General features: G+C 68.8%; 23 protein-coding genes (1 of these 23 cut by a window edge). 10 read left to right on the top strand and 13 right to left on the bottom strand.

The window, feature by feature from the left end:
• The 6 genes from ASE63_RS07475 to htpX all read right to left on the bottom strand — a co-directional run.
• Positions 1-186 carry the 5' end (the start) of a YbaK/EbsC family protein gene (locus tag ASE63_RS07475; RefSeq protein WP_056798838.1) on the bottom strand. 282 nt of this gene lie to the left of the window's left edge, so 186 of the gene's 468 nt are visible here — the first part of the coding sequence; it begins with the start codon at positions 184-186; the stop codon falls past the left edge of the window.
• Between the two features lie 4 nt (positions 187-190).
• Positions 191-457 carry a hypothetical protein gene (locus ASE63_RS07470; protein ID WP_056798835.1) on the bottom strand — a complete coding sequence of 89 codons (267 nt, stop codon included), beginning with the start codon at positions 455-457 and terminating at the stop codon, positions 191-193.
• Between the two features lie 13 nt (positions 458-470).
• A complete protein-coding gene (purH, locus tag ASE63_RS07465; protein WP_056798832.1) occupies positions 471-2,063 on the bottom strand; it encodes a bifunctional phosphoribosylaminoimidazolecarboxamide formyltransferase/IMP cyclohydrolase in 1,593 nt (530 codons plus the stop codon).
• Between the two features lie 89 nt (positions 2,064-2,152).
• On the bottom strand, positions 2,153-3,898 hold the full coding sequence (locus ASE63_RS07460) for a heparinase II/III family protein (RefSeq protein WP_162261733.1): 1,746 nt from the start codon (positions 3,896-3,898) through the stop codon (positions 2,153-2,155).
• A 63-nt stretch (positions 3,899-3,961) separates the two neighbouring features.
• On the bottom strand, positions 3,962-5,332 hold the full coding sequence (locus ASE63_RS07455) for an RsmB/NOP family class I SAM-dependent RNA methyltransferase (RefSeq protein WP_244491321.1): 1,371 nt from the start codon (positions 5,330-5,332) through the stop codon (positions 3,962-3,964).
• Between the two features lie 4 nt (positions 5,333-5,336).
• On the bottom strand, positions 5,337-6,269 hold the full coding sequence (gene htpX, locus ASE63_RS07450) for a zinc metalloprotease HtpX (RefSeq protein ID WP_056798972.1): 933 nt from the start codon (positions 6,267-6,269) through the stop codon (positions 5,337-5,339).
• A gap of 113 nt (positions 6,270-6,382) precedes the next feature.
• On the opposite strand from htpX, the gene ASE63_RS07445 reads away from it, so the two are divergent.
• A complete protein-coding gene (locus tag ASE63_RS07445; RefSeq protein WP_056798826.1) occupies positions 6,383-6,613 on the top strand; it encodes a DUF1674 domain-containing protein in 231 nt (76 codons plus the stop codon).
• A 76-nt stretch (positions 6,614-6,689) separates the two neighbouring features.
• Here the strand turns inward: ASE63_RS07445 and ASE63_RS07440 are convergent, their stop codons facing one another.
• Genes ASE63_RS07440 through ASE63_RS07430 form a run of 3 tightly spaced genes read right to left on the bottom strand, consistent with a single transcriptional unit; the run spans position 6,690 to position 9,728 of the window.
• Positions 6,690-7,889 (bottom strand): extracellular solute-binding protein, encoded by a 1,200-nt coding sequence (locus tag ASE63_RS07440; protein WP_056798824.1) that lies wholly within the window; start codon positions 7,887-7,889, stop codon positions 6,690-6,692.
• 23 nt (positions 7,890-7,912) lie between these two features.
• Positions 7,913-8,971, bottom strand: a complete 1,059-nt coding sequence (locus ASE63_RS07435; RefSeq protein ID WP_056798820.1) for an amidohydrolase family protein — start codon at positions 8,969-8,971, stop codon at positions 7,913-7,915.
• A 13-nt stretch (positions 8,972-8,984) separates the two neighbouring features.
• Positions 8,985-9,728 (bottom strand): glucosamine-6-phosphate deaminase, encoded by a 744-nt coding sequence (locus tag ASE63_RS07430; RefSeq protein ID WP_056798816.1) that lies wholly within the window; start codon positions 9,726-9,728, stop codon positions 8,985-8,987.
• Between the two features lie 123 nt (positions 9,729-9,851).
• On the opposite strand from ASE63_RS07430, the gene ASE63_RS07425 reads away from it, so the two are divergent.
• The 9 genes from ASE63_RS07425 to ASE63_RS07390 all read left to right on the top strand — a co-directional run bounded on the left by ASE63_RS07425 (position 9,852) and on the right by ASE63_RS07390 (position 17,572).
• The gene (locus ASE63_RS07425) at positions 9,852-11,036 is read left to right on the top strand and encodes an ROK family protein (protein WP_056798813.1); all 1,185 of its coding nucleotides are present in this window, start codon (positions 9,852-9,854) and stop codon (positions 11,034-11,036) included.
• A 218-nt stretch (positions 11,037-11,254) separates the two neighbouring features.
• Positions 11,255-12,796, top strand: a complete 1,542-nt coding sequence (locus ASE63_RS07420) for an FGGY-family carbohydrate kinase (protein ID WP_056798811.1) — start codon at positions 11,255-11,257, stop codon at positions 12,794-12,796.
• Between the two features lie 40 nt (positions 12,797-12,836).
• Entirely contained in the window at positions 12,837-13,001 is a 165-nt protein-coding gene (locus ASE63_RS28295) for an SDR family NAD(P)-dependent oxidoreductase (protein WP_082609730.1), read from the top strand.
• 32 nt (positions 13,002-13,033) lie between these two features.
• The gene (locus ASE63_RS28290; RefSeq protein WP_082609741.1) at positions 13,034-13,249 is read left to right on the top strand and encodes an SDR family oxidoreductase; all 216 of its coding nucleotides are present in this window, start codon (positions 13,034-13,036) and stop codon (positions 13,247-13,249) included.
• A gap of 5 nt (positions 13,250-13,254) precedes the next feature.
• The gene (locus ASE63_RS07410) at positions 13,255-14,211 is read left to right on the top strand and encodes an ABC transporter permease (protein WP_244491320.1); all 957 of its coding nucleotides are present in this window, start codon (positions 13,255-13,257) and stop codon (positions 14,209-14,211) included.
• A gap of 46 nt (positions 14,212-14,257) precedes the next feature.
• Positions 14,258-15,202 carry a sugar ABC transporter substrate-binding protein gene (locus ASE63_RS07405; RefSeq protein ID WP_056798805.1) on the top strand — a complete coding sequence of 315 codons (945 nt, stop codon included), beginning with the start codon at positions 14,258-14,260 and terminating at the stop codon, positions 15,200-15,202.
• A 138-nt stretch (positions 15,203-15,340) separates the two neighbouring features.
• The gene (locus ASE63_RS07400; protein ID WP_056798801.1) at positions 15,341-16,105 is read left to right on the top strand and encodes an ATP-binding cassette domain-containing protein; all 765 of its coding nucleotides are present in this window, start codon (positions 15,341-15,343) and stop codon (positions 16,103-16,105) included.
• Positions 16,106-16,109: 4 nt separating this feature from the next.
• A complete protein-coding gene (locus tag ASE63_RS07395) occupies positions 16,110-17,039 on the top strand; it encodes a nucleoside hydrolase (protein WP_056798798.1) in 930 nt (309 codons plus the stop codon).
• 11 nt (positions 17,040-17,050) lie between these two features.
• Positions 17,051-17,572, top strand: coding sequence for a hypothetical protein (locus ASE63_RS07390; RefSeq protein ID WP_056798796.1), 522 nt, complete (start codon positions 17,051-17,053; stop codon positions 17,570-17,572).
• A 5-nt stretch (positions 17,573-17,577) separates the two neighbouring features.
• On the opposite strand, the gene ASE63_RS07385 is transcribed toward ASE63_RS07390, so the two are convergent.
• The 4 genes from ASE63_RS07385 to ASE63_RS07370 form a co-directional block, all read right to left on the bottom strand.
• Positions 17,578-18,342 carry an ABC transporter ATP-binding protein gene (locus tag ASE63_RS07385; RefSeq protein WP_056798793.1) on the bottom strand — a complete coding sequence of 255 codons (765 nt, stop codon included), beginning with the start codon at positions 18,340-18,342 and terminating at the stop codon, positions 17,578-17,580.
• On the bottom strand, positions 18,339-19,352 hold the full coding sequence (locus ASE63_RS07380; protein WP_056798790.1) for an iron ABC transporter permease: 1,014 nt from the start codon (positions 19,350-19,352) through the stop codon (positions 18,339-18,341). The genes ASE63_RS07385 and ASE63_RS07380 overlap by 4 nt, the downstream gene beginning before the upstream one ends.
• Before the next feature lie 128 nt (positions 19,353-19,480).
• Positions 19,481-20,512 (bottom strand): iron ABC transporter substrate-binding protein, encoded by a 1,032-nt coding sequence (locus tag ASE63_RS07375; RefSeq protein ID WP_056798787.1) that lies wholly within the window; start codon positions 20,510-20,512, stop codon positions 19,481-19,483.
• A complete protein-coding gene (locus tag ASE63_RS07370) occupies positions 20,499-20,975 on the bottom strand; it encodes an SAM-dependent methyltransferase (RefSeq protein WP_056798785.1) in 477 nt (158 codons plus the stop codon). The genes ASE63_RS07375 and ASE63_RS07370 overlap by 14 nt, the downstream gene beginning before the upstream one ends.
• Positions 20,976-20,984 lie beyond the last annotated feature (9 nt).

Genomic DNA, 20,984 nt, shown 5'->3' with positions numbered 1-20,984 from the left:
GCCGCGCGCGACGACGAGCACCACACGGTCGCCGATGCGCAGCGAGAGCGTCTTGGCGATGCGGGCCGGCTCGACGCCATGGGCCGTGGCAGCGAGCGCAACCGTCGCGCTGCTCTCGGCCGTCTCGATGACGGCGATGTCGGGCGCGTGTTCGGCGAAGAAGGAACGAACCGATTCGAGGCTCATCGATCTATCGGAACCGCAGAAAAAGCAGGATCGCGAACGCGGCCGGCAGACCGAAGACGAGCGAGAAGAAGGGCATCTCCTGCAACACTGTGTAGCCCGCGCGGCTGACGCCGACCCAGAGATTGACGAGCGAGGCCACCAGCCACAGCGGCAGGAAGAGCTTCACGGCGAAGCCTGTGGGGTCGCCACCGCCGAGTTTCAGCCGGCGGGAGAGGAAGTGCAGCGCGCCGAGAAGGGCGAAGCCGGCGGCGATGACCTTGAGCGTGTGCATGCCGCCGGTCTCCTCAGTGCCGGAAGTGTCGGTGGCCGGTGAAGACCATGGCGAGGCCGGCTGCGTCGGCCGCCTTGATGACCTCGTCGTCGCGCATCGAGCCGCCAGGCTGGATGACGGCGGTCGCTCCGGCCTCGGCAGCGGCGAGCAGGCCATCAGCGAAGGGGAAGAAGGCGTCAGAGGCGACGACCGAACCCTTGGCGAGCGTCTCTGGCAGGCCCGCGGCCCTCGCGGCCTCGCCGGCCTTCCAGGCGGCGATGCGGGAGGAATCGACGCGGCTCATCTGGCCGGCGCCGATGCCGACGGTCGCGCCGTCCTTCACATAGACGATGGCGTTCGACTTGACGTGCTTGGCGACGCGGAAGGCGAAGCGCAGATCGGCGAGCTCGGCCTCGCTCGGCTGGCGCTTGGTCACGACCTTGAGTTCCATGTCGTCGACCACGGCATTGTCGCGGGCCTGGGCGAGGAAGCCGCCGGAAACCGTGCGCAGCGACAGGCCGGCCTCGCGGACATCCGGCAGGCCGCCGGTCAGCAACAGGCGGAGGTTCTTTTTGGCGGCGATCAGCGCGATCGCTTCCTCATCCGCATCCGGGGCGATGATCACCTCGGTGAAAATCTCAACGATCTTCTTCGCGGCCTCGGCGTCGAGCTTGCGGTTGAGGGCGACGATACCGCCGAAGGCCGAGACCGGATCGCAGGCCAGTGCCCGCTCATAGGCCTCGAGCAGCGAGCCACCGGCGGCGACGCCGCAGGGGTTGGCGTGCTTGACGATGACGCAGGCGGCCGTGGCTGCGGGATCGAACTCGGCGACGCATTCGAAGGCGGCGTCGGTGTCGTTGATGTTGTTGAAGGAGAGCTGCTTACCCTGGACCTGGCGAGCGGTCGAGACGCCCGGCCGGGCGCCCGGCGTGCGGTAGAACGCCGCCCATTGGTGCGGGTTCTCGCCATAGCGCATGGTCTCGGCGAGTTGGCCGCCGAGCGCACGATAGGCCGGGCCCGTGTCGCCCAGTTCATTGGCGAACCAGTTCGAGATCGCAGCGTCGTAGGCGGCGGTGCGGGCATAGGCCTTCTGGGCGAGCTTGCGGCGCAGCGTGAGCGTGGTCGCGCCCTTCTGGGTCTCAAGATCGGCCAGAACGGCCGCATAGTCCGAGGCATCGACGACGACCGCGACGTCGGCATGGTTCTTGGCGGCGGCGCGGATCATCGCAGGTCCGCCGATGTCGATGTTCTCGATGCAGTCGTCATAAGGCCTGCCGGCGGCGACAGTCGCCTCGAAGGGGTAGAGGTTGACGACGAGCAGGTCGATTGGCGCGATGCCGTGGCCGAGCATCGAGGCCTGGTGCTCCGGATGCGAGCGGACCGCGAGCAAGCCGCCATGGACCTTCGGATGCAGCGTCTTGACGCGGCCGTCCATCATCTCGGGGAAGCCCGTGAGATCGGACACGTCGGTCACCGGAAGACCGGCCTCGGCGATCGCTTTGGCGGTGCCGCCGGTCGAGACCAGCGCTATGCCGAGCCGGTTCAGCGCACGCGCGAACGCGATCAGCCCGGTCTTGTCGGAAACGGAAAGGAGTGCGCGTTCGACACGGCGAAGCTCTGTCGGCATCGGGATCGTTCCAGGACTTTGCGAGGCAGGCGGTTCGGGCGAGCTATCATGCTGCGGCGTGCAAAGCAAAGAACGCCGGCGCCGAGGGATCATGCGCCCGGTGCCGGCTCCGGCGGACGGGCTGCTCCTGACGCAGGCGGCCGGAACCTCGCGCCGGGCGGAGCGGCGGCACCGACGCGGCTGAAACGCCAGGTGATCCGAGGCGTCGCGACGGCATCGAAGGCGACGCTGAGCTGCTCGCTCCGGTGCCGGCCATCGGTCGCGGCGAGGAAGATGCTCTCCTCGATGGAGATGATGGCGCCCGCGGCCTCGAAGGACCAGACCTCGCCATTGGGCAGCGCCAGCACGGCGCCTTCGCCCTCGCGGATCAGGCTCGGCTTGACCGAGGGGTGCAGGTGGAAGCGGGCGACCGCGGGCAGGCCGGCAGGCGAGCCGGTGAGGGTGACATCGTCCTCGCCGTCGAGCGCGCTCCCGTCGCGGGCGAGCAGCAGCCGGCGGGTGTGGACGGCGCCGAGGCCGCGGCGATAGCCGTCATGGCTGCCGACCCATTCCTGCCCGGCTTCGGCATCCTGCCTCGCGACGCGGACATCGCTGGGGCCGGCGACGATCCGCACCTCGCCGAGCACGAGGCCGAAGGAGGCGCTCGAACGGTCGTCGAGCACCACCGTCGAATGCGCCGCCGTGCTGCGCGCGGCGAGGCGCAGCTCGGCCGGGCCGTGGCGGCTGGTGCCGCAATTGACGACGAGCCGCTGAGCGCCGCTGGAGAATTCGAAGGCGAGGCAGCCGGCATGGGCTTCCACCGAGTGGGCGCCCCTTGGCGGTGGCCCCGCATCGACCACGACGATGCTGCGCTCGCCGGTCAGCCGGCTGTAGCCGGAATAGGCGGCCTGCTCGATCGGCCGGGCCCGGGCGTCGTCATAGGCGGCAAGCGTCGCCATCAGGTCCGGCGGCGTCGTGCCCATGCCGTTGAACAAGGCGAGCGCGCCATCGCCATGCCGGAACAGGCGGAGATGCGGCATCATCCGCTCGATCGCCATCAGCACGCCGCGCGGCGGTTCGACGCCGCGGGTCATGAAGGTCTCGCGCAGCGGCAGCAGGTCGAGCAGGAATTCGATCAGCAGGCGCGGATTGCGGCTGAGATGGCCGCCATCCGGCAGGATCTGCTGGTCGAGTTCGTCCGAGAGCATGAATTCCAGGCGCTTGCGCCGGGAATCCTGGCCGTCGAGGCAGATCGCCGCGAAGGTGACCGCGATCAGGCAGTTGAGCCGTGCGGCGCCGTCGACGGCACCGGCGAGGGCGAGGTTCAACTGGTCGGCCAGCCGCGCGACATGGCGCACATAGCGTTCGTAGAAGGCATGATCGGCGCCCTCCAACAGCAGGGGCGAATGCGAGAGGAAGGCGATCAGCCGCCGTGCCGCCACGGCCGGGCGGCGCGCGATCTCGCTGCGATGGCGCCGCTTCGCGATGAAGTCGTCGACGAGGGCTCGGGCATTGGCGCGCGCGATCGCCGTGTCGGCGGCGTGCATGTGTCGCAGCCAGGCGAAGCCGTGCAACGACTCGGCCCAGGCCTCGCTCGGTGGTGCGCTGTCGAAGGGCGATTCACCATGCGTGCGCAGCGTACGGCCGGCAAACGCATAGTAGCCGGCATAGATATCGCCGGCCGTCGTCGGGTCGGCGGTGCGCAGGTCATGCGGGGCGAAGAGCAGGCGCGTTGCGGGCGAGCGGCCGAAAGGCCAGAGCTTGCGCGCGAGCCCGACAAGCTGACCACGGGTCCGCCGCGCCGCCCGTCCGATCGCGGCCTGGGCAAGTCCCCTGCGCTCAGACCACCCGCTCAATGCCTCCATACGCCCCGTACTCATTACGCCTGTGGCTGTTCGCCGATGCGAATCCCGACATGGTCATAGCCTGATCAGACGGGTTGCGTAAAATCCGCTCCATCCGGAGAGGCGGGGTGTTTCGTTGCGTAGCTGGTGGGGCAGGGTGCGCAGGTCGCCGTTGCGATCGATCGCCTCGCTCAGACCGCCGATTTCGGCGGCCTCGATCGGCTTTCGGGCGAACTCCGGATGGGTGGCGAGGAAGGCCTCGACCTGCTCCTCGCCCTCCTGCGGTTCGAGCGAACAGGTGCAGTAGACCAGCCGGCCGCCCGGCCGCGTCAGCCGCGCCGCGGCCTCCAGCAGCCGTGCCTGCAGGGCGACGAGCTTGTCGCGATCCTCGGGCGTCTTGGTCCAGGCGACATCGGGGTGGCGCCTGATCGTGCCGGTGGCGCTGCAGGGGGCGTCGAGCAGCACGGCGTCGAAGGGCTCGGCCTCCCAAAGCGTGGCGTCCTTGCCGATGATCTCGGCCGTCAGGCCGAGCCGCTCGAGATTTGCCCTGAGACGGCGCAGGCGCGGGCCGGACCGATCGACCGCCGTGACGTTCGCGCCGAGCGCGGCGAGCTGCGCCGTCTTGCCGCCGGGAGCGGCGCAGAGATCAGCGATGCGCTCGCCGGCCTTCGCTGCCAGAAGCCGCACCGGAAGCGCGGCGGCGGCATCCTGCACCCACCATGCGCCCTCGTCGAAGCCGGGCAGGCCGGTGATGCCCTGGCGCTCGCGCAGGCGGATCGAGCCGGTCGGCAGCAGCAGGCCGTCCAGCCGCTCGGCCCAGCCCGCGGCGTCATCCTTCATGGAGATGTCGAGAGGCGGTTCGTCGCGATGGCTCTCGGCGATGGCGGCGGCGGTGTCCTCGCCATAATGCTCCATCCAGCTCTCGGCGAGCCATTCGGGCGTATCGAGGAAGGGATCGACGGCTTCCGCCAGGATCGCCTCGCGCTCACGCGCCAGCCGCCTCAGCAGCGCGTTGCCGAGCGCGACATAGCGCGAGGAGCGCGCATCCTCGTGCAGATGGCGGATGGCGAGGTCGACGGCCGCATGGTCGGGAACGTCGAGGAACAGGATCTGCGCCGCAGCAGCGACCATGATCGGCTCGAAGGGGCCGGAATTGCGCGGGCTGCCGCGCTCCAGCCGGGCATTGATCGCGTCCTGGATCGTGCCGAGGCGGCGGAAGGCCGTGATCGCGATGGCGCGGGCGAGTGCCGAGTCGGCCGGGTCGAGCCCGTAGGACAGCGCCAGCCGCTCATGGGTGTCGTCCAGCGCCAGTCGCGCGCGCAAAACCTCGTCGATGACGGCCGCGGCGAGCCTTCGCGCCGGCAGGCCGGGAACCGCAGCTGTGGTTTCGCCGGCTTCCTCGTGCTGCATCTGGCTGCGGTCGGCGTCCTTGATCCCTTTCGCCACCGGATCAGCCCCAGGGACCGGGCCGGCCGCCCGAACCCGACCCGCCCCAGGGGCCTTGCGACGCCTGGCTCATGAAGCCGCCGCCGGCGCTGCGACCGAGGCCCATGGCACGGGCCTGCTCCATCAGCGCGGCAATGCGGTTGCCGGTATCGGGGTGAGTCGAGAACAGGGAATCCATGCCGCCGCCAGTCAGGGGATTGATGATGAACATATGCGCCGTAGCAGGCTTCGCCTCCGCCGTCTCGTTGGGAATGTGGGCGACACCGCCGGCGATCTTGGCGAGCGCGTCCGCGAGCCAGACCGGATTGCCGCAGATCTCGCCGCCGAGCTTGTCGGCCTCGTATTCGCGCGAGCGAGAGATCGCCATCTGGATCACCATCGCCGCCATCGGCGCCAGGATCGAGAGCAGGATCTGGACGATGAAGTTCGGCCGGTTGTCGCGCGAGCCGAACATCATGCCAAAGGTGACGAGCGAGGAGATCGCGCCGGCGAAGGTCGCGGTGATCGTCATCGTCAGCGTGTCGTGGTTCTTGATGTGGGCGAGTTCATGCGCCATCACGCCGGCGAGCTCCTCGTAGCTGAGCGTGCGCATGATGCCGGTCGTGGCGGCGACCGCGGCATTCTGCGGATTGCGGCCGGTCGCGAAGGCGTTGGGCTGGTCCTCGTCGATCAGATAGACGCGCGGCATCGGCATGTCGGCGCGGGCTGCGAGGTCGCGGACCATGCCGTAGAGCTCCGGCGCGCTGCGCTCATCGACCTCGTGGGCGTTGTGCGCCGCCAGCGCCAGCCGGTCGGAATTCCAGTAGCCAAACAGATTGGTGACCGCGGCGAAGCCGAGCGCCATCAGCATGCCGCCGCTGCCGCCGATCAGGTAACCGACCGCGCCGAAAAGCGCGGTGAGGCCGGCCATCAGCATGCCGGTGCGCATGTAGTTCATCGTCACCCCCCGCAGGTCGCATGCGCGGGTCGCGGCGACATGCCTCTCCCCGGATGCGGATTTGCGTCTTATGTGGTGAAGGCGGTGCCGATCCCGCAAGAGTGAGCGAGCCGATGAGCCAGCAGACCGACGAGACCAGGGTCCCGGACGCGCGGGAGACGCAGCCGGCGCGCTCATTGTCGCCTGCGGCCCAGCGTGCCCTGGCCGAGGCCGAGGAGCGGCGGGCGGCGATCGATGCCAAGGCGGCCGAAGTCGCCGCGACGCGCGAGATCAATGGGCGCGGCGGGCTCGAGCCGGTCCGTTACGACGACTGGGAGGTCAAGGGCATCGCCAGCGACTTCTGACGCGGGCCTGAGCGCAGCCGTTCCGGACAATGCTGCCCGGAACGGCGTGTAGCGTTCGTCCTTACTTCTTCGCGCGCTACTTCTTCGCGCGCTGGGCGCCGACCATCTCGTCCCATTTGCGGAAGGCGACGACCATCTTGTCCGGCTTCAGCGGCAGCTCGATCGGGTTGTTGGCGATCAGGTCGGCATATTCCGGCCGGCCGAACTCGGCGATGACCTTCTGGCTGCTCTCGGGCGCGAGCGACAGCGGCACGTTCTTCACCGCAGGACCCGGGTAGAGATAGCCCTCGTCATAGGCGTAGGCCTGCATCTTCGGCGTCAGCACATGCGCCATCATGTCGAGCACGACCGCGAGGCGGTCGTTCGGCACGCCCTTGGGCACGCACATGAAGAAGGCGTCCGAGACCCAGTGGAAGCCCTTCAGCGTCTGGATCTTGGCTTCCTTCGGCACGATGCCGAGCGCGCGCGGATTGATGTCCCAGCCCGTGGTCGAGATGATGATGTCGCGCGAGCCGTCGCCGAACTCCTTCATCGTCGCGCCGGTGCCGGCGGGATAGTACTCGATGTATTTGCCGAGCTCCTGGAGATAGGCCCAGGTCTTGTCCCAGCCATTGACCGGGTCCTGCGGGTCCTTGTCGCCGAGGATATAGGGCAGGCCCATCATGAAGGTGCGCCCCGGGCCGGAATTGGTCGGGCGCGCATACATGAACTTGTTGGGATTGGCCTTCGCCCAGGCCAGCAGCTCCTCGGCCGTGGTCGGCGGGGTCTTGACCCGGTCGGGCATGTATTGGAGCAGCGGGCCGGACGGGTAGTAGTTCACCACGACGCCGAAGCCGTCGCCCTGCACCTTGTGCAGCGCGAGAGCGGCCGGCTCGTAATTCTCTTCGATGTTCGGGAACTTGTCGGCGAAATCGGGCAGGATCTTGAGCCAGAGCTTCTGCTCGAGGCCGGCGGCGAGACCGTCGCTGCCGGTCAGGACAAGATCGAGATCGGCGCGGCCGGCTTCCTGCTGCGCCTTGATCTTGCTCGCGAGCTCGGGAGCCGGCGCCTTCACGAAGGCGATACGCGAGACCAGCTTCGGATTAGCGGCGCGGTAGTCCTCGAAGGCCTTTTGCATCAGCGCGAGCGCGCCGCCGACATCAATGATCGAGATCGTCACCGGGGCGCTCGGCAACGGTGGCGAGGAAGCGAAGGCGCTGCCCGTTCCCCCCGCGGCCATTGCGCTCAGGCCGCCCAGGACGGTGCGGCGGTCGAGGCCTTTCAAATTCAGGCTCATATGATGGTCTCCCCTTTTATGGTTCAGGCGTCAGGCGGTTGTCGGATGTCCAGGTTTGCGACGGGGCCGAAGCGGCGTTCGATCGGGCCGAGGCGGATGCGGGTGACGGCGAGATCATCCGACCATTCGATTTCGCCGCGATCGGGCGTGATGCCGCGCGCCCGGAGCGCGGGCTCCAGCGCCGCGAGCGGATTGTCCGAGGCCAGGGCGACCGCCTCACGCGGTGAGGCCAGGCCCCAGGCGACGAGATTGCGCACGGCTTCGTCGAGGCAGAGCGCCGAGCCCGCGAGATTGGCGACACCCGGCTGGCGCACCGAGCCGTCCGTGCGCAGCTCCACCGTCATGCCGGCGAAGGGATGGTCGCCCGGTTGCGAGGCTGCGGCCGAGACCGCATCCGTCACCAGGATCGAACGGTCGAGGCCTTTCGCGCGCAAAAGCGAGCGCAGGGCTTTCGGATGAAGATGGATGCCGTCGGCGATGAAGGTCGCCCATAGCCTGTCCTCAGCCAGCTGGGCGAAGAGCGGGTTGACCAGCTTGTGGAGCTGCTGCGGCAGGCCGTTTCCGAGATGGGTCGAGAGGGTCGCGCCGGCATCCGCGGCGGTGCCGACCTGGTCGAAATCCGCGGCAGAATGGCCGAGGGCGATGACGCGGCCGGCCGTCGCCAGCGTGGCGATGAGCGCCGTCGCGCCCTCGACCTCCGCCGCCAGCGTCACCAGCAGGATCGGCCGCGACAGCGCGCCTTCGAGCCGGTCGACGAGCGTCGGGTCGACTGCCGTCATCGCTTCCGGCGGGTGGCAGCCGGCATAGCCGGGTGCCGGGTTCAGGAAGGGGCCTTCGAGGTGATAGCCCGGGCACATCAGCGGGCCGAGGCGGCTCGCCGAGATCGCTGTGTCGAGGGCCTTCAGGCGCTGTGCCAGTTCGTCCTGATGGGCGGTGATGATGGTCGGCAGACAGAGCGTGACGCCGGTCGCCAGCATCGCTTCCAGCGCGCGGTCGATCTCGGTTGGCGTGACGGTGCCCGAGTTGAAGTCGATGCCGGCGAAGCCGTTGACCTGGAGATCCACGAGGCCGGGCGTGCGCATCGCCGACCCTCGCTCAGGCGTTCTTCAGCAGCGAGGCGGCCGGCGGATCGATGAAGGCCACCGTGTTCCTGTGCGTTTGCAGGATCGAGGCCGGGTGCAGGTTGGTGACCGAACCCTCCAGGGCATCGCGCGTGGCCTGCGCCTTGCGGGTGTCGGAGATGGAGAGGACGATCAGCTCGCTCTTCAGGATCTGGCGCACGCTCATCGAGATCGCCTGCTCGGGCACGGCCTCGAAGGAGGGGAACCAGCCCTCGCCGAATTGCTGGCGGCGGCAGCCTTCGTCTAGCGTGACGACGATATAGGGTTGCTCGGTCTCGAAATCGGCTGGCGGGTCGTTGAAGGCGACATGGCAGTTCTCGCCGATGCCGGCGAAGCAGACATCGATGCGCTTGCCGGCGATCAGGCCGTTGAGGCGCTGTGTCTCGGCCTCCGGATCGCCCTCGCCGTCGACCGGCACGAATGCGGGCGCATTGCCGAGCGGGGTCATGAAGCGCAGGCGCAGATAGCGCCGGAAGCTCGCCGGGTGCTCCTCCGACAGGCCGACATACTCGTCGAGGTGGAAGGCGGTGACCTTGGTCCAGTCGATGCCCTCGGCGACCACGAGGCTCTGCAGCAGCTCGAACTGGCTCGCGCCGGTGGCGACGATGATGTTGGCATGGCCGAAGCGGCCTTGCGCCTCGCGGATCGCCTGGGCTCCGAGCGCCGCGGCCTGCGCGCCGAGCGTCGCCTTGTCGGGGACGATGCGGATGTCGACCATGCGATTTTTGAACCTTTGCGTATGTGTTTGTTTTTTATATCCTCTCAAGAGCTTATGGGCAGAGGTGGGAAAGGCAACAGCTATTTTTGAACCACTCTGTTTCGAATAAAAGGCTCACCGATCGTGTTTCTGACAGCCTTCGACGACAGCAGCTTCCAGGCGGCGCATGACCGGGACTGTGCCCGCGTCTACCGGCTGATCCTCGCAGGGGGCGCGCATTCGCGCGGGGAGATCGGCAGGCATCTCCGGCTGCGGTCGACCACGACCTCGAGCGTGGTGGCCGATCTCGTCGACCGCGGCCTCCTGCTGGAGACTGTTGGACAGGCGGCGCGGCGTGGCCGGCCGGCCGCAACCCTGCTCGCCAATGTGCGGCGCCTGGGTGCGTCGGTGATCCATGTGGCGAGCCGGTCGCTGTCGGGAGCGCTGGTCGATCTCTGGGGAAACATCGTGGCCGAACGCTCGATCACGATCGACCCCGATGCGGACACTGACGCGATTGCGGACGTCATGGTCGCGATCGCCGGTCAGCTCCTGGAGGCGATGCCGCCCGGCATGAGTCATGCGGGCACGGCGGTTTCGCTGTCCGGCCTCATCGACCTGCCGCGCGGGCAATGGCTGCTGGCATCGCGCTGGCCGCGGATGCGCGGTCTCGACGTGGCCGCCGTCATCGCGCCCATTGCCGGGCCGGTCGAGATCTGCCGCAACCTCGACGCCGAGCTGCGGGCGCGGGCGGTGCGCGAGCCGGAGAGCTTTGCCGGCAGCACGCTGCTGCTACATTGGGGCTGGGGCATCGGCATGTCCTATGCGGTCGAGGGGCGGCCCTTCGCGCCCGCCGGTTCGTTCGGCGAGATCGGCCATTGGCGGGTTTCATCGCTGGGCGGGCAGCGCTGCGGCTGCGGCAATACGGGCTGCCTCGAGACGGGGGCCGCGCTCTGGTCGCTGCTGCCGGCCTTGCGCGCGCACTGGCCCGATCTGGCGGAGGACGAGGCTCGCCTCGCGCGGCAACTGGCCGGCCGCGATCTGGTCAACCTGCCTGAGATCGACGCCGCGGCGCGGCTGTTGGCGCACGCGCTGGCCAATGCCTGCCGCATCTTCTTTCCGACCCGGATCGCGGTCAGCGGGCCCTTTACCGCCAATCCCGGCCTCTGGGCGCGTTTCGAGGCGCTGTTGCGGGCAGAGGGGATGATGGACGGCGTGGCCATGCCGGAAATTTTCAGCGTACGTGCAAGCGAGCGGCACGAAATCCAGGGAGCGGCGGCGCCCTTGCTCGCCCGCGCGACGGAAGCCTTGCTCAGGCAGCGTGGCTGAGCCTTGGGTTTCGACCCTGCCCCAACCGAACCGGCATTGCTTTACCGCACGCAATGCGCAGCCCACACCGGCTTGCCGCTTTGACACGTTCGCGATTTATGGCGCCTAAGGACGATACCTGAAAGTCTATCCGTGAAATCGCCTCGTTCAGCTTTCCGCCATTTTTGGTTCCCCGTCCTGCCTGCCAAGCCGGCCGGTCTTCCGGCCGCGGCGCCGCGATGAGCGTCGTCCTCGCCTGCGATCTCGGCGGCAGCAGCTTTCGCGCGGCTCTCATCGACGCGGAGGGCCAGGTTCTTGCCGAGCATGCCATCGCCGGCCCGGTGCTCTCCGACCATCTCGATCGCTCGGAGATAAGTGCCCATGCCTGGTGGGCGCTGCTGCTCGAAGCCGTGGGCCGTATCGCGCTCAACACGCCGGAGGCGTTCGCCGAAATCGCCGGCATCGCGATCTGCGGGGTAACACGCACGCAGGTCTTTCTCTGTGCGGACGGAGGCGAGATCCGGCCGGCGCTGACCTGGAAGGACGCGCGCTCGGAAGGCGCGGCCGGACGCTTGCGGGCGAAGCTTGGCAGCCATCCGGAGGCGGGGCGCATCAATGCCTTCCATCCGCTCGCCCGTCTTGCCTGGCTGGCCGAGGAGGAAACGACAAGCTTTGCCGGCCTCGCCTCCGTGCTCGAGCCCAAGGACTATCTCAATTTCCGGCTGACCGGCCGGCAGGCAAGCGACCCCGTCTCGATGGCGCGGCTCATCGCCTGCGCCCAGGCGGACGAGGCCGGCTCGGCGCTCGCAGCGCTCGGTCTGGCAGCAACGATCATTCCGCCGATCCTGGCGCCATGCGACGAAGTCGGTCCGGTCGGACCCGGCCTGCCTGCTCCGTTCGACCGGCTCGCCGGGGTGCCGGTGTTCTGCGCCTGCAACGATACCTGGACGGCGGTCGCCGGGCTCGGGGCGCTACGGCCGGGCTATGCCTACAATATCTCCGGCACGACCGAGGTTCTGGGCGTGCTCGGGCCCGAGCAGGCCGAGGCCGAAGGGCTGATCACGGTCGATTGGGGTGGAATCTGGCATCTTGGCGGGCCGAGCCAGAACGGCGCCGATACAGCGAACTGGCTAGTCTCGCTCCTCGACCCTGCCGGCACAGGGGAAGGCGTGGCAGCGCGGCTCGAGGCGCTGCTCGCCGGGCGTCGCCATCCGCAGCCTCTGCTCTTCCTGCCGTATCTGCAGGGCGAGCGCGTACCCTACTGGAACCCGAACCTGCGCGGCGCCTTCCTGGGCCTCGGCCGCCAGCATGGTGCGACCGACATGGCCTTTGCCGTGCTCGAAGGCGTCGCCTGCCTCAACCGCATCGTGCTGGAGCGGGCCGAGGCCGCGCTGGGCACGACCGTCGGCGAGATCCGCTTCGGCGGCGGCGCCGCCGCCAACCCGGCCTGGGCCCAGATCAAGGCCGATCTCTGTGGGCGGCCGGTCGTCGTCGGCGGCGCAAAGGAACCTGGCCTGCTCGGTGCCGCGATCATCGCCTGGACCGGGCTCGGCCGCTTCGCCTCCATCGTTGAGGCGCAGGACGCGCTGGTTCGCGTCGCCCGGCGATACGAGCCGGATCCGGAACGGCGCGCAGCCTATGATGCCCTCTTCGCCATCTTCCGTCGCGCCGAGGACGCGCTGGCGCCGATCTCGGCCGATCTCGCCGGGCTCGCGCGCAATCCCGGCCCCCTTGTGGTGGCTCGCGCCGCAGATGCCGTCGCCGTAACGACCGCCCGATGACTGCCCCCGCACCCAAGATCAGCTACGGCCCGTCTCATGGGTGACGGGCGCCTCGCGGCCCGTGCCGATGGTCGAATGGGCGGACGACGAGTGGGACAAGTTCGTCGACCTCAACCTCTCCGCCGTGTTCCGCGCCTCGAAGGCGGCGGCGCGCCAGATGATCGCTCAGGGCGAGGGCGGCGCGATCGTCCATCGATCCGCGTGAATGCGGTTGCGCCGGGCATCATCGATACGCCAATGGTACGCGACGGCTTCGCCGCGCAGTTCGATGCGCTGGTTGAGGGCGCCGCGCTGCGCATTCCGCTCGGCCGCTTGGGAAAACCTGAGGATGTCGCTGCCGTGATCGCCTTCCTGCTCTCGCCCGGTGCGGCCTTCGTCACCGGAGCGCTGATCCCGATCACCGGCTGCATCGAGATCCTGTCGCCGCTCTCGACCATCGCGAAGGGAGCCTGAGGCGCATGGGCCGCATCGACATGCGCGAGGTGATCGGGCGCTACGGTACGGCGATCGCCGGGCTGGCGATGATCGTCTTCTTCCTGATCTTCGCGCCGAATTTTGCCAGCACGATGAACATCATCAACGTGCTGAAGGATACGAGCTTCCTCGCCATCCTGGCGCTCGGCTTCGCGCTCGCCTTCACGGTTGCCGAGCTCGACCTCTCGATCGCGGAGGTTGCGAGCCTGGCAGCGGTGGTCTGCGGCTGGATGGTGCATGCGCAATATCCGCCGGGAGTGGCTGTCGCGGCGGCCTTCGGCGTCGGCATCGTGCTGGGCTCGTTCAACGGCTACGGCGTCACGGTGCTGCGCATCCCATCGCTGATCATGACGCTGGGCACGGCGGCGATCGCCAAGGGCCTCGCCTTCATGATCACGCAAGGCGTTGCCTTCGTCGGCCGCTGGCCGGTCGGCTTCACCAGTCTGGCGCGCGGCTACACCTTCGGCGTTCCCAATCTGGTGCTCTGGATGGCGGGTGCGACGCTGTTCGCCTGGGGCCTGGTCAAATGGACCCGCACCGGCGCGCATATGGTCGCGACCGGCGAGGCCGACGAGGCGGCGCGGCTCGCCGGCATCGCGACCACGCGGATGAAGCGGATCGGGCTGCTGCTGGCCGGGGTCTTCGCCGGCGGCATGGCGATGCTGCTCGCCGCCAATTTGTCCTCGGCGGCGCCGAACATGGCCGGCGACTACCTGCTTTATGCGATCGCGGCCGTGCTGCTCGGCATGACGATGTTCGAGCCCGGCAAGCCCAACATCCCGGGCACGGTCTTCGCGGCGCTGGTGCTGAAGGTGCTCGGCAACGGCTTGGTGCTGCTGGGCGCGCCCTATTACATCCAGGACATCGTTCTCGGCGTCATCATCATCGGCTCGGTCGCCTTCTCGGCCAGCGCGATGAAGAAGGCGGCATTCAAGGTCTGACCCGTAATTTCAGTTCAAGCGGTCAAAGGCGAGGGGAGAGGTCATCATGTTCGGGTTCAGGAAGATGCTGGTGGCAGCTGCAGCGCTGGTCGCGTTCGGCCAGTCGGCACAGGCCTTCGAGGTCGGCATCATCGGCTTCCAGTTCTCCTCGGAGACGCATGCGCGCGTTGCCAACGCCGCGGCGGCCGCGGCCAAGGCGAAGGGCTGGGGCGTGACGCTGCTGAACTCGGAAGGTGCGCTGCCGAAGCATGCCGAGCAGTTCGACGCGCTGATCGCCAAGAAGGTCGACGCCATCATCATCGCCATGGGCAAGCCGGTCGAGGCCGATGCGCAGTTCAAGGCGGCGAAGGATGCGAAGATCCCGGTGATCACGGTGCAGTCCGGTGCGAGCCAGCATGCGCTGTTCGACATCCAGAGCAACGAATACAAGGTCGGCGCCGATGCGGCGCTCTACCTGCTCGGCCAGCTCGGCTACCAGGGCAACATCGTCAGCGCCCGCTTCGACCTCAACGTTGCCTCGCGCATTCGCGGCCGCATCCTCGATGCCGTGCTCGCGGAAAACCAGGCGGTGAAGGAGCTCGGTAAGTTCTCGATGGCCCGCACCCAGAGCTGGCGCGACGACGTCCGCGCCGGCATGCAGGCGCTGCTGCTGCAGAACCAGGGCAAGATCAACGGCATCTGGGCCTCCTTCGACGGCCAGGCCTACATCATCGACGACCTGCTGCAGGCCCAAGGGATCAAGAAGGGCCAGATTCCGCTGGTCTCGGTCGATGGCGGCAAGGAGAGCTATGAGCGCATCGCCGATCCAAGCTCGACCCTGATGGCCACAGTCGCAATCCCGTTCGAGGAGATGGGCCAGCAGGCGATCGACGCGGTGCAGGCCATCGTCGTGGAGAAGAAGCCGAAGGAGAGCGTCACCACCGGCCCCTATCTCTTCACCGAAGCCGTGCTGGTCGACCAGAACAACGTCCAGCAGTTCCTGAAAAAGTGACGGCGCATGCCGTCATTGCGAGGGGCGAAGTGACGAAGCAATCCAGGAGCCGCGGGGCTGAACGTTCCGCCTCGCCCCCTGGATTGCTTCGCTGCGCTCGCAATGACGGCTTTGCGTGAACATGCAGGCAGATCGACCATGACCACTCCCATCCCCCTTCTTTCGCTGCGCGGCATCGGCAAGAGCTACGGCCCGGTCGTGGCGGTGCGCGAGGTCGATCTCGACATCTTTCCGGGCGAGGTCGTGGCGATCTGCGGCGACAACGGCGCCGGCAAGTCGAGCCTGATCAAGGTCGTCTCCGGGGCCGAGGAGCCGAGCGCCGGATCGATCAGCATGCGCGGCAAGCCGGTCTCGTTCGCTTCCCCGCATGACGCGCTCGACCATGGCGTCGCGACGATCTACCAGGACCTCGCGCTTGCCCCGCGGCTCTCGATCGCCCAGAACGTGTTCATGGGCTCGGAGCTGACCAGGCCCTTCCTGCTGCCGTTCCTGCGCGTGCTCGACAAGAAAAGGATGATCGCGGAATCGCAGCGCTACCTGTCGCAGCTCTCTGCCGCGGTCACCGACATGACGCGCCCCGTGGAGCGCCTCTCCGGCGGCCAGCGCCAGGCGGTGGCGATCTCGCGGGCCCTTCGCTGGAACGCCGAGGTCATCATCATGGACGAGCCGACGGCGGCGCTCGGCGTCAAGGAAAGCGCGCTGGTGCTCGAGCTGATCCGCAAGTTGAAGAGCGATGGGCGCACCGTGATCCTGATCAGCCACAACATGCGCGACGTGGTGGCGCTGGCCGACCGTGTCGTGATCATGGGTGCTGGCCGAAAATATGTCGACCAGCCGCTGGGCGACCTCTCGGCCGACGACCTCGCGCATATGATCATGGCCGGCAACGCCAAGGCGGCTTGAGCCGATGCCTGAGCCGATCATCATCGATACCGATCCGGGGCAGGACGATGCGGTGGCGCTGCTGCTCGCCTTCGCCAGTCGCGACGAGCTCGAGCTGCGTGCCATCACCACGGTCCCGGGCAATGTCCCGGTGGCGCAGACCACCGCGAATGCACTGCGCATCCGCGATCTTGGCGGCGCGGCTTCCGTGCCCGTCTATCGAGGGGCGGAGGTGCCGCTCATCGTCGCGCTGGAGACTGCCGAATTCGTCTGCGGGCCGGACGGGCTCGCCGGTGCCGGCCTGCCGCCGCCCGCGAGCGTGGCCGAGGCAGGCCATGCAGTCGAGGCGATCATCGCGATCTGCCGCGCTGCCCCCGAGGGCTCGATCACGCTCTGCCCGCTCGGGCCTTTGACCAATCTCGCGCTGGCTTTCCGGCTGGCGCCGGACATCCTGCCCAAGGTCAAGCGGATCGTGCTGATGGGCGGGGCGATCGGGCTCGGCAACATGACGCCGGCGGCCGAGTTCAACATGCATGTCGATCCGCATGCCGCGGCCGTGGTCTTCGGCGCTGGCTGCCCGATCACGATGTTCGGCCTCGGCGTGACGCTGCAGGCGATCGCCAGCCATGAGCAGATCGAGCGCATCGGCCTGCTCGGCAATGCGGTCGGCAAGGCGATCCACGGCATGCTGACGCGCCCGCGCCCCGGCGGCCTCGGTACGGCCGGCCACCCGATGCACGACCCTTGCGTCATCGCCTTCCTGCTCTGGCCGGAGCTGTTCGCGGGTCGCGATTGCTTCGTCGCGGTCGAGACCGGCGACGGGCCGCTGCGCGGCCGCACCACCATCGACTGGAACGGCCGCCTCAAGCGCGAGCCCAACGCCCATGTCGTCGCGACCGTCGAGGCCCATGAGCTGTTCGAGCGCATGATCGCCCGCCTCGCGACATTGCCCTGACGGAGACCGCCATGCCCCATTTCGTCGATGCGCTGCAGCAGGAGGCTTCGGCCGCCATCGCCCGCATGCGCGAGGCCGCGATCGAGGCGCGGCGCCTCCATGCCCGCGCCGAGCTGATGCGCCATATGCTGACCACGGCGCGCAAGGTGAAGGACAAGCCGAAGGCCGAGGCCGTCGAGACGGTCGTGACCGAATGGATGGACGCCTGGAATCTCGGGCGCTCCGACTGGCCGCATATCGCGCGCGAGATGGAGGTCTTCACCGAGGCCTTCCACGATTATGCAAACGAGCCCAGTGACCCCAATGATGGGCGCGTCGCCGCCGGGGCCGAGGCGCTCGACGCGGCGCTGGCGCGGGAAGGGACCTCGATCGCCGAGCAGATGGCCTTCCGCTCGCAATGCGCCCATGGCTGGTGGGAGCTCGTCGCGCCGACGCCGGCCGACCTGCCCGGCCGCAAGCCGCGTCCCTCGGTGCCGGCCCTGCGCGGCGATGCGCCGTTATGGGAAGCCGGCTGCGCCGATTTCTGCCGATAGGCCGCTTAGCCCGGCAGGAACGCCACCCGCCCGTCGCCATCCGTTACGGTCTCGACCGGCACGCCATAGAGCTGTCGCAGCCGCTCCGGCGTGAGCAGTTCCGCCGCTTTGCCGCTCGCGAGCGCCTGTCCGTCGCGGATCATCATGACGCGGTCGGCGTGGCGCAGGGCCTGGTTCGGGTCGTGCGTGGTGAAGAGCGCGCCGAGGCCTTCCGCCGCGAGGCGCCGGATCTCGCTCATCACCCGGCCCTGATTGCCGAAGTCCAGGCTCGCGGTCGGCTCGTCGAGGACGACATAGGCCGGCTCCTGCGCCAGCGCGCGGGCGATCAGGGCGAGCTGGCGCTCGCCGCCCGAGATCAGCGTATAGGGCCGCTCCGCCAGGCGTTCGATGCCCAATCGTTCCAGCATGGCGTGAGCGATCGCGCGATCGCGGGCGGAGGGGGCGGCGAAGAGCCCGGCATGGGCGCTGCGGCCCATCAACACGACCGAGAGCACCGTGAAGGCGAAGGTGCCGGCATGGGCCTGCGGCACATAGCCGAGCGCCCGCGCCCGTTCCGGCGGCGAGAGCTCGGAGAGCGGCCGCCCGTCGAGCGTGAGCGACCCGCCTTTCGGCGGCAACAGGCCGAGCAGCGTCTTGAGCAGGGTGGTCTTGCCGCTGCCGTTCGGGCCGAGCAGAGCGAGCACCTCGCCGCGGGCGAGAGAAAGCGCGATGTCGCTGCCGATCTCGCGCTCGCGGTAGCCATAGGCGAGGGCATTGGCCGCAAGGCTCACGACCAGCCCCCGCGCGAGGAAGCCAGGAGCCAGATGAAGAACGGCGTGCCGATCACCGCGGTGAGGATGCCGAGCGGAGTCTCGACAGGGCCGGCCGTGCGCGCCAGCGTGTCGATGACGAGCAGATAGCCGCCGCCGAGGATCGCCGCAGTCGGCAGCAGCCGGCCGAAATCGGGGCCGACGAGGAAGCGGGCGAGATGCGGCACGACGAGCCCGACCCAGCCGATGATGCCCGCGGCGGCGACGCTCGCCGCGGTCACCAGCGTCGCGGCGACGACGATGGCGAGGCGCAAGGGGCCGGTGCGCAGGCCGAGCGCGCGCGCTTCCTCCTCCGGCAGCGACATCGCGTTCATGCGCCAGCGCAAAGCGACCAGCACGGCGCAGCCGATCAGCACCGGGCCGAGCAGCGGCAGGAGGTCGGTCTTCGCGGTGCCGGCGAGGCTGCCGAGCAGCCAGAAGGTCATGGCGGGGAGCTGGTTGTAGGGATCGGCCCAGTATTTCACGAGGCCGATTCCGGCGCCCAGCAGCGAACCGACGACGACACCCGTCAGCACCAGCACGAGGACCGGGTCGCCGCGCCGGATCGCCGAGCCGACGGCATAGACGGCGCCGACTGCGACCAGCCCGCCGATGAAGGCGGCGAGCTGGATCGCGAAGAGGCCGAGCGAGAGATAGATGCCGAGCACGGCGCCGAGTGCCGCGCCGGAGGAGGCACCAAGGATGTCCGGCGAGACCAGTGGGTTGCGGAACAGGCCCTGAAAAGCCGTACCGGCGATGGCAAGCGCCGCGCCGCAGAGCAGAGCGGCAAGCACGCGCGGCCCGCGGATGTTCCAGATCACGGTTTCCACCTGCGCGGGCAGGCCGGAAGGCTCACCGCTCAGCGCGGACCAGAGCAGGCGGCCGAGCTCTGCCGGGCCGATCGGAAAACGCCCGAGCCCGAAAGCGAGCAGGACGGCGATGGCGAGCAGGCCGACCGCGATGGCGTTACCGGTGATCGAGGATGGTCGCATGAGTGTCAGGACGGATCGGCAACCACACCGTCATTGCGAGCGTAGCGAAGCAATCCAGCGTCTGGGGCGGCCCCCTGGATTGCTTCGCTACGCTCGCAATGACGGTGTGCGTCCGATCGAGCCATGGGTCAGTTCCGCCCCGCCAGAATGCGGTCGAGCTGCTCTTCGCTCGGCGTAACCTGGTAGAACAGCGTGTGGAACTCGCGGGCGAGGGCGCGGATATCCTCGGGGAAGGCTGCGGGGTAGAGTAGCTTCGCGAGCCACCACAGCCCGATCATGCGGTTGACCGAGGGCGGGAAGTCGACCCAGCCGAAGGGCAGTTTCGGTGAGAGATGGACGCGGCCGGCCTGCACCGCCCTGACGCCGGCCCAGCCGGGGTCGCTGCGGACCGTCTCGGCGAAGGCGAGGTCGATGGTGACGATCACCTCGGGATTCCAGGCGAGCACCTGCTCGAGGGAGACCTGAGCCAGCCCGCTGCCGGGCTGGTCGGCGACGTTGCGGGCACCGAGGAAGGACAGCGTCTCGACATTGATCGAGCCGCCGAGCCCGGTTTCGAGGCCGCGCGGGCCGCGGGCATAATAGACCGAAGGGCGCTTCTCCGGCGGGATGGCGGCGATGCGGCCGCGGATCGTCGCCATCGCTGTCTCGCACCAGCCGGCCAGCGCCTCGGCCCGCTCGACGCGGCCGGTCAGCCGGCCGAGGATGCGGTAGCTCTCGGGGATTGCACTGAAGCGGCCGTCGAGCAGGGCGTAGGGAATGCCGGTCTGGCCCTGCACGCGTTCGGCCAGCTCGACATAGGTGCGCCCCGTCGAGCCGGCATCGACGATGAGGTCGGGCTTCCATTGCAGCACCGCCTCGAGATTGGCGCTGTTGCCGCGGCCCGTGATGCGGCCGAGCTCGGGCCTGTCGCCGATGCCCGGCAGCAGGAATTCGCGCTCCTCGGCACGGTTTGGGCGCGGCCAGCCGAGAAGCAGGTCGGGCGCAAGCGTATAGAGCTGGATCGCGGCGGGCGGGCCGGCGGGAAAGATGCGCTCGACCTTCGCCGGAATCGCGATCTCGCGGCCGGCGCCGTCCCTGACCGTCGCGGCGCGGGCGATAGGCGGGGCGAGGATTGTCGCGCCGAGACCCGCCAGGACGAGGCGGCGGTCAGGACGCGGCATCGCGTGGCTCGGCGGATGCGTGCCGGCAGTGATGCGGCTTGATGTCGAGAAGCGGCGTGCCGTCGACGCAATCGAGCCCGCGAACGAGAAGCGCGCCGTCCTCGATGCCGAGCAGCCTCACCCGCGACAATGCGATGGGGTTCGGCCTCACCGGCGAGCGCAGGGCGAAGGTTCCGGTAGGCTGCCCGCCGCGCGGCGTCTGGGTGAGAAGATCGCGGCGCGCCAGATTCATCCAGTAGAGCAGGTCGAGTTGCTCGAAGTCCTCGATGCCGGCAAGCGCCCCGCGCCAGGGCTCGTCGATCTCGACGCGGCAGACGGGGCCGTTCTCAGCATCGCCCCGCCGCGGGCACTCGTCGCGCGAGGCAAAAGGCGTGCGCAGGCGGCCGATGAAGACGAGATGCGCATCCTGCCGCTCGGGCAGCGGAGCGCATGTCTCGCCCGGGCGTATCGCCTGCCAGTCCATTGGGCCTCT

It is taken from the genome of Allobosea sp. Root381 (assembly GCF_001429395.1).
GTDB lineage: Bacteria > Pseudomonadota > Alphaproteobacteria > Rhizobiales > Beijerinckiaceae > Allobosea.
The sequence above is the reverse complement of the archived record's forward strand: the minus strand, read 5'-3'. Positions and strand labels throughout refer to the sequence as shown.

Excerpts from the sequence above, each read along its gene's own strand:
- ASE63_RS07400 (WP_056798801.1), top strand. The coding sequence starts at position 15,341 with ATGACCACTCCCATCCCCCTTCTTTCGCTGCGCGGCATCGGCAAGAGC.
- ASE63_RS07395 (WP_056798798.1), top strand. The coding sequence starts at position 16,110 with ATGCCTGAGCCGATCATCATCGATACCGATCCGGGGCAGGACGATGCG.
- purH (WP_056798832.1), bottom strand. The coding sequence starts at position 2,063 with ATGCCGACAGAGCTTCGCCGTGTCGAACGCGCACTCCTTTCCGTTTCC.
- ASE63_RS28290 (WP_082609741.1), top strand. The coding sequence starts at position 13,034 with ATGGTACGCGACGGCTTCGCCGCGCAGTTCGATGCGCTGGTTGAGGGC.
- ASE63_RS07375 (WP_056798787.1), bottom strand. The coding sequence starts at position 20,512 with ATGCCGCGTCCTGACCGCCGCCTCGTCCTGGCGGGTCTCGGCGCGACA.
- ASE63_RS07380 (WP_056798790.1), bottom strand. The coding sequence starts at position 19,352 with ATGCGACCATCCTCGATCACCGGTAACGCCATCGCGGTCGGCCTGCTC.
- ASE63_RS07410 (WP_244491320.1), top strand. The coding sequence starts at position 13,255 with ATGGGCCGCATCGACATGCGCGAGGTGATCGGGCGCTACGGTACGGCG.
- ASE63_RS07420 (WP_056798811.1), top strand. The coding sequence starts at position 11,255 with ATGAGCGTCGTCCTCGCCTGCGATCTCGGCGGCAGCAGCTTTCGCGCG.
- ASE63_RS07405 (WP_056798805.1), top strand. The coding sequence starts at position 14,258 with ATGTTCGGGTTCAGGAAGATGCTGGTGGCAGCTGCAGCGCTGGTCGCG.
- ASE63_RS07470 (WP_056798835.1), bottom strand. The coding sequence starts at position 457 with ATGCACACGCTCAAGGTCATCGCCGCCGGCTTCGCCCTTCTCGGCGCG.
- ASE63_RS07445 (WP_056798826.1), top strand. The coding sequence starts at position 6,383 with ATGAGCCAGCAGACCGACGAGACCAGGGTCCCGGACGCGCGGGAGACG.
- htpX (WP_056798972.1), bottom strand. The coding sequence starts at position 6,269 with ATGAACTACATGCGCACCGGCATGCTGATGGCCGGCCTCACCGCGCTT.
- ASE63_RS07440 (WP_056798824.1), bottom strand. The coding sequence starts at position 7,889 with ATGAGCCTGAATTTGAAAGGCCTCGACCGCCGCACCGTCCTGGGCGGC.
- ASE63_RS07370 (WP_056798785.1), bottom strand. The coding sequence starts at position 20,975 with ATGGACTGGCAGGCGATACGCCCGGGCGAGACATGCGCTCCGCTGCCC.
- ASE63_RS07430 (WP_056798816.1), bottom strand. The coding sequence starts at position 9,728 with ATGGTCGACATCCGCATCGTCCCCGACAAGGCGACGCTCGGCGCGCAG.
- ASE63_RS07390 (WP_056798796.1), top strand. The coding sequence starts at position 17,051 with ATGCCCCATTTCGTCGATGCGCTGCAGCAGGAGGCTTCGGCCGCCATC.
- ASE63_RS07435 (WP_056798820.1), bottom strand. The coding sequence starts at position 8,971 with ATGCGCACGCCCGGCCTCGTGGATCTCCAGGTCAACGGCTTCGCCGGC.